At 70.5% G+C, this 13,074-nt stretch carries 11 protein-coding genes and 1 pseudogene (1 of these 12 only partly in view); 5 read left to right on the top strand and 7 right to left on the bottom strand.

What is annotated here, in order from left to right:
• Window positions 1-166: 166 nt before the first annotated feature.
• Window positions 167-1,675 (bottom strand): MFS transporter, encoded by a 1,509-nt coding sequence (locus ADK57_RS39290; protein WP_053754501.1) that lies wholly within the window; start codon window positions 1,673-1,675, stop codon window positions 167-169.
• 63 nt (window positions 1,676-1,738) lie between these two features.
• Between ADK57_RS39290 and ADK57_RS39285 the strand changes: the two genes are divergently transcribed.
• Window positions 1,739-2,707, top strand: a complete 969-nt coding sequence (locus ADK57_RS39285) for a helix-turn-helix transcriptional regulator (RefSeq protein ID WP_053754500.1) — start codon at window positions 1,739-1,741, stop codon at window positions 2,705-2,707.
• 12 nt (window positions 2,708-2,719) lie between these two features.
• On the opposite strand, the gene ADK57_RS39280 is transcribed toward ADK57_RS39285, so the two are convergent.
• A complete protein-coding gene (locus ADK57_RS39280) occupies window positions 2,720-3,328 on the bottom strand; it encodes a TetR/AcrR family transcriptional regulator (RefSeq protein ID WP_053754499.1) in 609 nt (202 codons plus the stop codon).
• Window positions 3,329-3,820: 492 nt separating this feature from the next.
• Window positions 3,821-4,816: a sigma-70 family RNA polymerase sigma factor gene (locus ADK57_RS39275; RefSeq protein ID WP_053754498.1), complete on the bottom strand. Its 996-nt coding sequence runs from the start codon at window positions 4,814-4,816 to the stop codon at window positions 3,821-3,823.
• Between the two features lie 171 nt (window positions 4,817-4,987).
• On the opposite strand from ADK57_RS39275, the gene ADK57_RS39270 reads away from it, so the two are divergent.
• Window positions 4,988-5,506 (top strand): GNAT family N-acetyltransferase, encoded by a 519-nt coding sequence (locus ADK57_RS39270; RefSeq protein WP_053754497.1) that lies wholly within the window; start codon window positions 4,988-4,990, stop codon window positions 5,504-5,506.
• Window positions 5,507-5,511: 5 nt separating this feature from the next.
• Here the strand turns inward: ADK57_RS39270 and ADK57_RS39265 are convergent, their stop codons facing one another.
• Window positions 5,512-6,303 (bottom strand): dioxygenase, encoded by a 792-nt coding sequence (locus tag ADK57_RS39265; RefSeq protein ID WP_053754496.1) that lies wholly within the window; start codon window positions 6,301-6,303, stop codon window positions 5,512-5,514.
• A 129-nt stretch (window positions 6,304-6,432) separates the two neighbouring features.
• Between ADK57_RS39265 and ADK57_RS39260 the strand changes: the two genes are divergently transcribed.
• Window positions 6,433-6,942: a MarR family winged helix-turn-helix transcriptional regulator gene (locus tag ADK57_RS39260; protein WP_053754553.1), complete on the top strand. Its 510-nt coding sequence runs from the start codon at window positions 6,433-6,435 to the stop codon at window positions 6,940-6,942.
• A gap of 94 nt (window positions 6,943-7,036) precedes the next feature.
• On the opposite strand, the gene ADK57_RS39255 is transcribed toward ADK57_RS39260, so the two are convergent.
• A complete protein-coding gene (locus ADK57_RS39255; protein WP_053754495.1) occupies window positions 7,037-8,566 on the bottom strand; it encodes an MFS transporter in 1,530 nt (509 codons plus the stop codon).
• A 138-nt stretch (window positions 8,567-8,704) separates the two neighbouring features.
• Entirely contained in the window at window positions 8,705-9,349 is a 645-nt protein-coding gene (locus tag ADK57_RS39250) for a TetR/AcrR family transcriptional regulator (RefSeq protein WP_199830780.1), read from the bottom strand.
• A gap of 256 nt (window positions 9,350-9,605) precedes the next feature.
• Between ADK57_RS39250 and ADK57_RS39245 the strand changes: the two genes are divergently transcribed.
• A complete protein-coding gene (locus ADK57_RS39245) occupies window positions 9,606-10,886 on the top strand; it encodes a M6 family metalloprotease domain-containing protein (protein WP_053754493.1) in 1,281 nt (426 codons plus the stop codon).
• 62 nt (window positions 10,887-10,948) lie between these two features.
• Complete coding sequence (locus tag ADK57_RS39240) at window positions 10,949-12,592, top strand: IclR family transcriptional regulator domain-containing protein (RefSeq protein ID WP_053754492.1); 1,644 nt, start codon at window positions 10,949-10,951, stop codon at window positions 12,590-12,592.
• 133 nt (window positions 12,593-12,725) lie between these two features.
• Here ADK57_RS39240 and ispH read toward each other — a convergent pair.
• Window positions 12,726-13,074 (bottom strand): annotated as a pseudogene (gene ispH / locus ADK57_RS39235) (4-hydroxy-3-methylbut-2-enyl diphosphate reductase) (it continues 454 nt past the right edge of the window).

Genomic DNA, 13,074 nt, shown 5'->3' with positions numbered 1-13,074 from the left:
AAAGTAAACAGGTTCGGACGTGATTCGGGCATGAACGGACTTCCAGGAGGGTCCGAGTCCGGCAGCACCCGCCCGAACACAACACCCCGGGCAACACCCGAGGCAACGCCCCGAGCACAACAAAGGGCCCGGCACCTCCCCAGGTGCCGGGCCCTTTTCACGCTGCTCAGGACACGAGCTCGGGCTCCTTCTCCGCCACCGCCCGAAGCTCCTCCCCGGCTCCCTCCACATGCTGCGCAGGCCGCTTCGGCAGCGCGGACATCAGCAGGAAGATGACGCCCATCACCGCGGCCACCCACCACAGCGCGTGCTGGAAGCCGTCCACGAAGGCCGGGCCCACCTGGGCCGGCCGCAGGTCGTCGGCGATCACACCGAAGAAGACCACCGAGACCAGGCCCAGCCCCAGCGCGTTGCCCATCTGCTGCACGGTGTTGATCAGGCCCGACGCCGAACCGGCGTGCTCGCGCGGCACCTCCGACAGCACCGCGTCCGTGAGCGGAGCGACGATCAGGCCCATGCCGGCGCCCATCACGATCAGCGGCAGGGCCATCTGCCACGAGGCGATCGCCATGCCGTACCGCTCGGACTCCCAGATGTAGAGCAGTACGCCCAGGCCCATCACCAGCGCACCCGCCTGCAGCACCTTGCGGCCGAAGCGCGGGACGAGCTGCTGCACGGACAGTCCGGCCGCCAGGGACACGGCGATCGAGAACGGGACGCCGGTCAGCCCGGCCCGCAGCGGGCTCCAACCCAGCCCCATCTGCATGTACATGGTCCACACCAGGAAGAAGATGCCCAGCGCGACCCCGAAGACCGTCTGCACGGCGATGCCGGCGGCGAAGCTCTTGACGCGGAACAGGGAAAGTTCGATCAGCGGGGAGCCGTCGCGCACCGTCTTGCGCCGCTCGTACGCCACCAGCGCGCCGAGCACCACGAGCGAGCCGCCCATCGACACGTATCCCCACAGCGGCCAGCCCAGCTCCTCGCCGCGGGTGAGCGGGTAGATCAGCATCAGCAGGCCCAGCGTCACCAGCGCGACACCCACCAGGTCCAGCTTCAGCGCCTTCGGGGCCTTGGACTCGGTGATGAAGCGGCTGCCGAGGATCAGGCCCGCGATGCCGACCGGCAGGTTGATCAGGAAGATGGGCCGCCATTCGAGCCCGAACAGGTTCCACTCGGTCAGCAGCGCGCCGAGCAGCGGGCCGGAGACGGCCCCCAGCCCCACGATCGCGCCGAAGAGCCCGAAGACCTTGCCCCGTTCGTGCGCCGGGAAGGTGGCGTGCACGATCGACAGGACCTGCGGCACCATCAGCGCCGCCATACCGCCCTGCAGGATGCGGGAGGCGACCAGCATCTCCGGGCCCGCGGCGAACCCGCACAGCGCGGAGGCGAGGGTGAAGCCGCCGATGCCGATCAGGAACAGCCGCTTGCGGCCGTGGATGTCACCGAGCCGTCCGCCGGTGATCAGGCCGGCGGCGAAGGCCAGCGCGTATCCGGCGGTGATCCACTGGATCTGGCTGAAGGATGCGCCCGCGTTTTCCTGGATCGACGGGATGGCGATGTTGACGATCGTGACGTCGACGAGGTCCATGAAGGCCGCGGTCATCACGATGGCGAGAGCGAACCAGCGACGCCGGTCGCCGGCCGCACTGAGGGTGGGCTCGGTGGAGGTCATGTCCCACAAGCTATGGCCGCATTAGGTCAGATCGTGTCCTAGTTCTGCGGCATCCTCGGACTCATGACGACGGACACTCCGGCACGGCTCCTCCAGCTCCTCTCCCTCCTCCAGACGCCCCGCGAATGGCCCGGCGGCGAGCTCTCCGAGCGGCTCGGGGTCTCCCGCCGCACGGTCCGGCGGGACATCGACCGGTTGCGGGAGCTCGGCTATCCCGTGCAGGCGACCCAGGGCGCCGACGGCGGCTACCGGCTCGTCGCGGGCAAGGCCATGCCGCCGCTCGTGCTCGACGACGAGGAGGCGGTGGCCATCGCGGTCGGGCTGCGGGCGGGCGCCGGGCACGCGGTCGAGGGCGTGGACGAGGCGTCCGTACGGGCGCTGGCCAAACTGGAACAGGTGCTGCCGTCCCGGCTGCGCCACCGCGTCTCCACCCTCCAGGCCGCGACCACCGCGCTGACCAGCGGCGACGGGGCGAGCATCGCGCCCGAGACGCTGACCGTGATGGCCTCCACGGTGGCCGGGCGGGAGCGCCTGCGGTTCGCCTACCGCGCGAAGGACGGAGCCGACTCACGACGCGTGGTCGAGCCGTACCGGCTGGTGTCCACCGGGCAGCGCTGGTATCTCGTCGCCTACGACCTCGACCGCGACGACTGGCGCACCTTCCGCGTCGACCGGGTGAGCGATCCCTTCGCGACCGGGGCACGGTTCGCACCGCGGGAGCTGCCGACGGGGAACGCGGCGGAGTACCTGCGGCGGTCGATCCACGGGCAGCAGGAGACGTACGACTTCGCGGTGACGTTCGACGCCGCCGCCGAGGTCGTCGCGGCCCGGGTGCCGACGTGGCTCGGGGCGCCCGAGCCGCTGGACGAGGGGCGTTGCCGGTTGCGGGGTTCGGCCGGGTCCGTGGAGTGGCTGGCCGTGCGGCTGGCCATGCTGGGGTTCGACTTCACCGTGCAGGAACCGGAGGAACTTGTGCGCTGTGTACGGGAGTTGGGTGCGCGAATGGTCCGGGCGGGGTCGGACCGGAACTGACCGCGATCCCCCTCACCCCTCCGGCAACGCCTCCCACGGGAACTCGCCCAGCGCCCCGAGATTCCGCAGGGCCAGCCCGGCCGGTCCCTCGGGTCCGCCGGACGGGGCGTCCCCCTTCCCCCATGCCTCGACCGCCGTACGTACGGCGGCACTTGCCACGGCCGCGGCGAAGCGCAGCTCGGGGGAGGCGGCGAGACGCCCGGCAACGTTGTCGTCACCCCGCGTGAGCCGTGCCGCGAGCACCTCCACCAGCGTCCGCTCCCCCGCCTGGCACACCTCCGCCCACACCTTCCCGAGCCCCGGACCGGCCGCCGCCAGCCGGACCAGGGCGCGGACCCACTCCCAGGACGCCGCGGACACCGCGCTGCCCGGCATCAACGTGTGCCGGACCGCGTGTTCCAGGGCCTGCGGCACGGACAGGTCGGCGGGTGCCTCGCGTACCGCCTCCGCCCAGAGCTGGGCGCCCGCCGCGTAGAGCGGGGCGACGGACTCCTCCTTGGTCGCGAAGTAGCGGTAGAAGGTGCGCGGGGCGATGCCGGCGGCCTGGGCGATGTCCTCGGCCCGGGTGGCCCGCAGGCCGTGTTTCACGAAGAGACCGGCAGCCGCTCGGGCGATCTCCATACGGGTCGCGGCCTTGCGTCGTTCGGTGAGGGAGACGGCTGTCGTCGCCGCGGGAGAGGAGTGGGTGGGGCTGCTCACGTTCGGCAGGCTATGCCCATGTGGCAGAATCTGCCATCCGGCGGGCCACCCCGGGGTTCAGGTACGGGGTGGCCCGCCGTTTCCAGCGTGTCCGGGCTGAGACCCGGGCAGCAGCGGACGGAGAAAGAGCCGGACCCCGGCGCCCGGGGGGAGGGGCGCCGAAGCCCGGCTCGGGGAGAGTCCCGGCGCCGGGGGGATGTGCGTCGGGACTTGGCTCGGTGGTCGGAGGGTCACAGAAAGCCGGCGATGGGACACGTGCCGGCGCGCTCGAACTCCTGGGCCCTGAAGTCTTGTTCCCAGGGCTCCGCCGGTTGAAGCGGCGTTACAACGCCATGTTTGCGCTGTCTTTCGCCACCCAGCGTACGCGGCCGCCGGCGGTCGCACGCCTCCCGGCGCAGCGACCGCGCGAGGCGGTCACGCCGCCGCGTCGAACCCGGTGTCCCGCGCCAGCTTCTTCAGCTCCAGCAGCGCGTGCTTCTCGATCTGGCGGATCCGCTCGCGCGTCAGGCCGTGCTCCTTGCCGACCTCGGTCAGCGTGCGCTCCCGGCCGTCCTCGATGCCGTACCGCATCTTGATGATGGAGGCCGTGCGCTGGTCGAGGCGGCCGATGAGGTCGTCCAGCTCCTCGCTGCGCAGCAGCGTCAGGACGGACTGCTCCGGGGAGACCGCCGACGCGTCCTCCAGGAGGTCGCCGAACTGGGTCTCGCCCGCGTCGTCCACCGGCATGTTCAGGGAGACCGGGTCACGGGCCCAGTCCAGGACGTCCGTCACGCGGTCCGGGTTCGAGTCGAGCTCGGCGGCGATCTCCGCGGGCTCCGGGTCGCGGCCGTGCTCGCGGTTGAACTCGCGCTGCACACGGCGGATCCGGCCCAGCTCCTCCACCAGGTGGACGGGCAGGCGGATGGTGCGCGACTGGTCCGCTATCGAGCGGGTGATCGCCTGACGGATCCACCAGGTCGCGTACGTCGAGAACTTGAAGCCCTTGCGGTAGTCGAACTTCTCGACCGCGCGCACCAGGCCGGCGTTGCCCTCCTGGATCAGGTCGAGGAGCGGGAGGCCGCTACGGGGGTAGCGACGGGCCACGGCGACCACCAGTCGGAGGTTGGAGCGGATGAAGACGTCCTTGGCCCGCTCGCTCGCGGCAACCAGGGCCTCGAGCTCCTCGCGGGTGGCGTCCGCCTTCGACTCCTCGTCCCCGTCGAGGATCTGCTGCGCGAAGACACCCGCCTCGATGATCTGGGACAGCTCGACTTCCTTGGCGGCGTCGAGCAGCGGTGTACGCGCGATCTCGTCGAGATACATGCCGACCAGGTCGCGGTCGGCGATCTCGCCGCCATGGGTGCGAACACTGCTTGCCGCGTCGGTCCCGCCGGTGGCGGACTGACGACGGGCGACGGCACGGGTTGCCATGCGTGCTCCCTTGCGATGGTGAGGTGAGCGAGTGGTCCTTAGACGCTGGGCACTCTCCTCGGGTGCCCTGCATCCGATGGAAACAACGACTGGAATCCGGACAGAATTCCCAACCCACCCCTCTATTTTTCTGATCATGCAGTACCCTGCCTGGCCACACGAGGAGGACCGATGCCGCCGGAACGTACTGAGGTGCAGGTCAGGCCTGGAGTCGAAAGCGACCTCACAGCGCTCACCGACATCTACAACCACTACGTTCGTGAGACGTCCATCACATTCGATACCGCAGTCTTCACTCCGGAAGAGCGCCGCCCTTGGCTGCTCTCCCACCCTGAAGACGGCCCGTATCGCCTGATGGTTGCCACGCAGGCGGACACACAGGAGATTCTGGGCTACGCCACATCCAGCCCTTATCGCGCCAAGCCCGCCTACTCGACCTCCGTGGAGGTCACCGTCTACCTCGCCCCGCACGCGGGCGGCCGCGGCATCGGAACCCTCCTCTACAAGGCCCTCTTCGAGGCCCTGTCCGGCGAGGACCTGCACCGCGCCTACGCGGGCATCGCCCAGCCCAACGAAGCGTCCGCGCGGCTGCACGAACGCTTCGGGTTCCGGCACGTCGGCACGTACGAGGAAGTGGGCAGGAAGTTCGGCCGCTACTGGGACGTGGCCTGGTACGAGAAGGACCTGTAAGCGCCTCAGCCGAACTGCACCGACCGCTTCGCCATCCCCATCCAGAACCCGTCGATCACCGACTGCTGAGCGTCCAGTTCGCCGGCCACGTCCGCCGCGCCCATGGTGACGAACAGCGGGGCGAAGTGCTCGGTGCGCGGGTGGGCGTACCGGCCCGCCGGGGCCTTGTGCAGGAAGTCGAGCAGGGCGTCCCAGTCGCGGGTCTCCAGTGCGCGGCGGCCCCAGTCGTCGAACTCGGACGACCATGTGGGCACTCCCCCGCCGGTGTGCCGCAGTGCGGCCAGGTTGTGGGTGAAGAAGCCGGAGCCGACGATCAGCACGCCCTCGTCGCGCAGCGGCGCGAGCTTGCGGCCGATCTCCATGAGGCGGGCCGGGTCGAGGGTCGGCATGGAGACCTGCAGGACCGGGATGTCGGCCTCGGGGAACATCTCCACCAGCGGGACATAGGCGCCGTGGTCGAGGCCGCGGTCCGGGACGTCCTGGACGGGGATGCCGGGGGCGCGCAGCAACTTCCGTACGGACTCGGCGAGTTCGGGGGCACCGGGAGCCGCGTACTTCACCTGGTAGTAGTGCTCGGGGAAGCCCCAGAAGTCGTAGACGAGGGGGACGGCCTCGGTGGCTCCGAGGGCGAGCGGGGCCTCCTCCCAGTGGGCGGAGACCATGAGGATCGCCTTGGGGCGCGGCAGGCCCGCCGACCAGGCGGCGAGTTCGCCGGGCCAGATCGGGTCGTCGGCCAGCGGCGGGGCGCCGTGGCTGAGATAGAGGGCGGGCATGCGCTCCTGCGTGGCGGCGGACATGGCGGCGGCTCCTCCGTGGCTCGTTGCTTCCAGTCTGAAGCTCCATTTGCTTCAACTTTTAAGCTTATGGGTCCGACTCTACGCCTTACTTGTTTAATATTCAAGGAGAGCCCTCGTACAGTGGAGTACATGAACACGGCATCCACACCCGCTGAAGAGCCACGCTGGCTCACCGAAGACGAACAGCGCGTCTGGCGTTCCTACGTACACGCCAGCACGCTCCTCGAAGACCACATGGACCGTCAGCTCCAGCGTGACGCGGGCATGCCGCACATCTACTACGGTCTCCTCGTCAAGCTCGCCGAGTCCCCGCACCGGCGGCTGCGCATGACCGAGCTGGCCATGCACGCGAAGATCACCCGCTCCCGCCTCTCGCACGCCATCGCCCGCCTGGAGAAGAACGGCTGGGTACGGCGCGAGGACTGTCCCTCCGACAAGCGCGGCCAGTTCGCGGTGCTGACGGACCAGGGCCACCAGACGCTGCAGAAGGCCGCGCCGGGCCATGTGGCGGTCGTACGGAACGCGATGTTCGACCGGCTCACCCCCGAACAGCAGAAGTCCCTCGGCGAGATCATGCAGATCGTCGCCGAGGGACTTCAGCCGAACGAAGCGGGTGCGGACCTGCCCTGGCTCCGCTGAGCGCAGCCGGGGCAGGTCCGGTGGGGCGTACGTACGGAGCGTCCCCTCCCCGTACGTACAGGTTGCCCGAAGCGGTACGACCGGAAGGCCGCCGTCAGTGCGCGACCACCGGCACCGGCAGCTCGTCCTCGACCCCTTCGCCGGAGCCGGTCACCGCGGTGGTGCCCGGGCGGCCGGTGTTGATGAAGGTCGCGGCGATCGTCGCGGCGATCACGAGGATGCCGACGGCGAACCAGATCGCGTTGGTGTACCCGTGCACCTGGCCCTCCAGCTGGACCAGCTGCTGCTGCGCCTGGGAACCGGCGCCGCCGATGTGGTCCTTGATGTACGAGGTCGTCGCCGAGGCGGCGATCGTGTTCAGCAGGGCCGTACCGATCGCGCCGCCCACCTGCTGCGAGGTGTTGACCATCGCGGAGGCGACACCGGCGTCACGCGGCTCGACACCGTGCGTGGACAGCGACATGGCGGGCATGAACGCCGTACCCATGCCGAGGCCGAGCAGGATCATCGCCGGCAGGATGGTGCTGGCGTAGGAGGAGCCGATCTCGAGGCGCGTCAGCAGCAGCATGCCGAGCGCGGCGACCAGGAAGCCCGGAGCCATCAGCAGGCGCGGAGCGACCCGGGTCATCAGGCGGGTGCCGATCTGCGTGGAGCCCACCATCATGCCGCCGATCATCGGCAGGAAGGCGAAGCCGGTCTTGACCGGCGAGTAGCCCTTCACGATCTGCAGGTAGTAGGTCAGGAAGAGGAACAGGCCGAACATCGCGATGATCGCGAGGCCGAGGGAGAGGTAGACGCCTCCGCGGTTGCGCTCGGTGATGACGCGCAGCGGCAGCAGCGGGGCCTTGACCTTGGACTCGGTGAAGACGAACGCGGCGAGCAGCACCGCCGAGGCGACGAACAGGCCGACGGTCACGGAGTCGCCCCAGCCGTCGGACTCGGCGCGGGTGAAGGCGTAGACGAGCGTGACCAGACCGAGGATGGAGAGGATGACGCCCGGGATGTCGAGCGGCGAACGGTTGCGGCCGCCGGCCGGCTCACGGATGACGTAGTAGGCGCCCGCGGCCGCGATGATCGCGAACGGGATGTTCACGAAGAACGTCCAGCGCCAGTCGAGGTACTCGGTGAGGACGCCGCCGAGGATGAAGCCCACGGCGCCGCCGCCACCGGCGATCGCGCCGTAGATGCCGAACGCCTTGGCGCGCTCCTTGGGCTCCGTGAACATCACGGCGAGCAGCGAGAGCGCGGCGGGGGCGAGCAGTGCGCCGAACGCACCCTGCAGGGCGCGGGCGCCGAGCATCATCGCCTCGTTGGTGGCCGCGCCGCCGATGGCGGACGCGCCGGCGAAGCCGATCAGACCGGCGACGAAGGTGCGCTTGCGGCCCCACAGGTCGGCGATGCGACCGCCGAAGAGCAGCAGACCGCCGAAGGCGAGGGCGTAGGCCGTGATGACCCACTGCCGGTTGCCGTCGGAGATGCCCAGGTCCTGCTGGGCGGACGGCAGGGCGATGTTCACGATGGTCGCGTCGAGGACGACCATCAGCTGGGCGAGCGCGATGAACGTCAGCGCTTTCCAGCGGTTGGCGTCGGCGGCGCCGGGAGCCTTTGCGGCTGTTTCAGACATGGGGATACCCACTTCGGGACTTCGTGACGGAAAAAGATGGTCGTAAGGGACGAAAAGGGTGTCTTCAGGGACGGCTCGTCGACGATGACGGCCGGAGATGTCGGTGTGGTGACCGGCGCGACGCGCCGAACTGATCGGTCAGGCCTGGCGGAGGTCCTCCATGGTCACGGCAGTGCCCGGCAGGCTGGAGCGGGCCGGGGCCCGCAGTCCGTCCAGGAACAGTTGCAGATGGCGGTGGACGAAGCGGTCGAGGCTGAAGCAGGCCGTGCCGGCCGGGGGCCGGCTGAGCTGGCTCACGGTGATCATCAGGTCACCGACGCCCACGTCGGCGCGGAGCTGACCGGCCGCCTTGGCACGGTCCATGAGCCGCTCGACGAGTCGCTCGACGCGCTCACGCGCCGCTTCCAGATCGGGGTGGTGCTGGTCGAAGGTGGAGGTGACCATCGGGCACAGCGCGCTGATCCGCTCGTCGGCGGCGGTGTGCACGAAGCGCGCCAGCGCCTCGAACGCATCACCGGTCTCCGTCAGCGCCCGCTCGGCCGCCCCCGAGGTCCGGTCCATGACCGAGCAGACGACCTCCCGGACCAGGGCGTCCCGGTCCGGGAAGTTGCGGTACACCGTGGCGTTGCCGACGCCGGCCCGGCGGGCGATCTCGTCGAGCGGCACGTCCGGGCCCAGTTCGACGAACATCTCCCGGGCGGCGGCGACGATCCGCTCCCGGTTGCGCAGGGCGTCGGCGCGCGGCCGGGCCACCTTGCGCTCGACGGGGGTGGCGGTCTCCACGGCGTACTCCAGAGGCTGAGGTGTGCGATCCGGGGAAAGGATCCCCGTTTCACTCGGACACATGGCTAAACGGGGATGGGGTCCCCGGTTATTTCCCGCTCACCGGGACATTTCCTGTGACCTGAGTCACATACCCCGGGAGCGAGAAACCCACGTTCGGGCTCTTCCAACGAGCGCCCCCGACCCCCTCGCCACAGGGTGATCGAAGGGCGCAGCCTTCCAGGTCACCGGCTGCCGCGGACCGAAGGGGCCTTGCATGCAGCCGAGCCGTCGGATACGCCCGCGCCGCGTGGTCGCCCTCGCGTCCGTGGCCGCGCTGATCCTCACGGTCAGCACGTCGGCCGGCACGGGACACCTCGCACCGGGCGCCACGACGGCAGGCGCCGGGCCCATCGCCCTGGCCCGCACCTCCTCGCACGGCCCCTGCCTGATCAGCGGCGGCCCGACGGTCCAGATGTCCGAGGGCGTCCCCACCTCCCGCGGCTACTCCCGCTCCACCGGCACCGTCCGCGCCCTCACCCTGATGGTCGACTTCTCCGACGCACCCGGCTCGGGCAGCGCGCTCGACCGCTTCGGCGAGTTCTTCCCGCAGACCCAGGAGTGGTTCCGCACCAGCTCCTACGGCCGTCTCGACTACCGCCCCGAGACCCCGATCCGGCACTGGCTGCGCATGCCCAGGTCGTTCCGGGCGTACGACATAGAGCGCGGCGCCCCCTTCGACCCCGGCTACCGGCAGCTGGTCCAGGACATCGTGGCCACGGCCGATCCCACGGTGGACTTCCGGTCGTACGACTTCCTCAACGTGCTGGTCACACCGAACGCCGGCCCCTCCGCCCTCGACACGGTCCTGTCCGTGACCTTCGCCGGGAACCCCGAGGCTCCGGTGGCGGACGGCGTCCCCGTCGCCAACGCGTCCTTCGTCTACTCCCGCCAGGACGACGGCTCCGGCTCCTACGACCAGACCGGCTACCGCGTCCTCCCCCACGAGAACGGCCATGTCTTCGGCCTGCCCGACCTCTACACCCAGGAGGGCGGGGGCGCGGTCGGCCACTGGGACATCATGAGCGAGGACTGGGGGGCCGACAACGACTTCCTCGGCTGGCACAAGTGGAAACTGGGCTGGCTCGACGCGACCCAGGTGAGCTGTGCCTCGACGCCGGGGACGACGGACTACACGCTGACCCCGCTGGCCCGCTCCGGCGGCCCCAAGCTCGTCTTCGTCCCCGTCGACCGCCGCACCGGATACGCCGTCGAACTGCGCACCCGCGAGGGCAACGACGAGACGGTGTGCCGCCCCGGCATCCTGATCTACAAGGTCGACGCCGACGTCGACACCGGCCGGGGCCCGGTCACGGTCTACGACTCCCGCCGCGACAGCGGCGGCTGCACCCGCAGCCCCAACGTCCACGCGGAACTCTCCGACGCGCCCTTCGCCCCCGGCGAGGAGTTCCGGGACCTGAAGCGGGGAGTGCGGATCGCGGTGGCGGGAGCGGAGCTCTCGGGGGACTACCGGGTACGGGTGAGCCGGGGTAGGTGATGCGAGGGTGTGCCTGGCCGGGATTACGGTAGGCCTGCCCTGACCGCCGTACCGGAGAACCGATGCCCGCCGAGACGACCTGGAACGCCGCCGCGCAGCCGGCCGGCTCCCCCGCCCTGCCCGCCGAGGCGGTCGCACCACTGATCCGGGGGGTCGGCGTGCTGCGGCGGCTGACCGAGGCCGACGGGACGATGAGCGCGAGCGGGCTGGAACGGGCCACCGGCCTCGCCCGTTCCACGGTCGACCGGATCACCTCCACCCTCGCGCGCATGGGATACGTCCGTCTCGACGGCCGGGACGTGGTCCTGACCCCCCGACTGATGGAACTGGGCAACGCCTACCTGTCCGCCCTGCGTCTGCCGGCGCTGCTCGACGCCCGCGCGGACGCCCTCGCCGACGAGCTGGACGAGTCGGTGTCGCTGGCGGTCGGCGACCGCGACGGCATCCGCTTCATCCACCAGGCCACCCGCCGCCGCGCGATGTCCCTGAGCTTCCGCATCGGCGACCTGCTGCCCGCCGAACGCACCGCACCGGGCCCGCTGTTCGCGACGGAGTGGACGGACGAGGACTGGCAGGGGTGGCGGGCACGCCGGGCGGCGGACCCGGAGGACCGGGGCTTTTTGGCCGTACCGCCGCGTGAAGGGGCGGGCTCGGACGAGGAGTTCGTGTTCGAGGTGGCACGGGCCCGGGAGAACGGCTGGGCGCTGGACGACCAGTTGATCGAGCCGGGGCTGGTGGCGGTCTCCGTACCCGTACGTCATCCCCGTACCGGCCGGATCGCCTGCGTGGCGAGCGTGGTGAGCCACACGAGCCGGCACTCGGCGGCGGACCTGCAGGAGACGCTGCTGCCTCGGCTGCGGGTGGCGGTGGCGGACATGGAGGGGGAGCTGAGCGGGGCGGCGTCCGGGGCCGGGGTGGGGGCGGGGGTGTCCCCGCCGTCCGGCCTGGCCGCCTGGACGGGTGCGTCCAAGCACGAACTGGGCAGGGACTTCGTCGAGTCCCTCGCCCGCGGCCTGACCGTCCTGACCGCCTTCGGCGAGGGCCGGGCCGAGTTGACGCTCACGGAGGTGGCGAAGGCGACGGGCCTGGCCCGGGCGACGGCACGGCGGGCGCTGATCACGTACGAGCACCTGGGCCTGGTGACCACGGGCGGCACGGACCGCACGTTCGTGTTGACGCCCCGCGTGCTGTCCCTGGGCTTCCCGCCCCTGTCCCGTACGTCCCTCTCGCGCATCGCGACCCCCCACCTGGCGGATCTGTCGGCCCGCGTCCACGAGTCCGCATTGCTGGCGGTCCTGACGTCATCGGGCGAGGACATCCAGTGCACGGCACGGGCGACCGCGAGCCGCGTGCTGAGCGCCGACATCACGATCGGCACGCGGTTGCCGGCCGCGGCGACGGCACTGGGGCGGGTGCTGCTGGCGGACGCCGGGCCGTCCCCGCTGACAGGCGTACTGGAGGAGGTGCGGGCCCAGGGCTACGCCCTGGTCGACGAGGAACTGGAGAAGGGCCTGCGCTCCATCGCGGTCCCGATCCGCGACCGCACGGGCAGGGCGGTCGCCGCCACGAACGTGGCACTGCACGCGGCGCGCCGGACGGTGGAGGAGATCCTCCGGGACGTCCTGCCGGAGCTGCGGGCGACGGCGGAGCGGATCGAGGGGGATCTGAGGGTGGCGGGGCGGTTCACGCGGGTGGCGCTGTCGTGACGGGGCGGTGTTCTTCGTTGTCGGGTTCTTGGTTGTCGGGTTCTTGGTTGTCGGGTTCTTGGTTGTCGGGTTCCTGGTTGTCGGGTTCCTGGTTGTCGGGTTCCTGGTTGTCCGGTCTTTGCGAAGCCGGCGCTCAGGAAAGTTCCCTGGGTAGGGCGAACTTCTGCTGTTCAACGGCAGTGGTGATCGTCTCGACGTCCTCGAAGCCGCGCTGCGCAAGCCACTGAAGGACCTGGTCGACCAGGGCCTCCGGGACGGAGGCGCCGGAGGTGACGCCGACCGTGGACACACCCTCCAGCCACGCCTCGTCGATCTCGTCGGCGAAGTCCACGAGGTAGGCCTCGCGCGCGCCGGCGAGCTTGGCGACCTCGACAAGCCGTACCGAGTTGGAGGAGTTGCGGGAGCCGACGACGATCACCAGCTCGGCCTCGGCGCCCATCTCCTTCACCGCGAGCTGGCGGTTCTGCGTGGCGTAGCAGATG

Origin of the sequence: Streptomyces sp. MMG1533 (assembly GCF_001279775.1) — a bacterium.
GTDB lineage: Bacteria > Actinomycetota > Actinomycetes > Streptomycetales > Streptomycetaceae > Streptomyces.
Note: the sequence above shows the minus strand (reverse complement) of the source record. Positions and strands in the feature narration are given on the sequence as shown.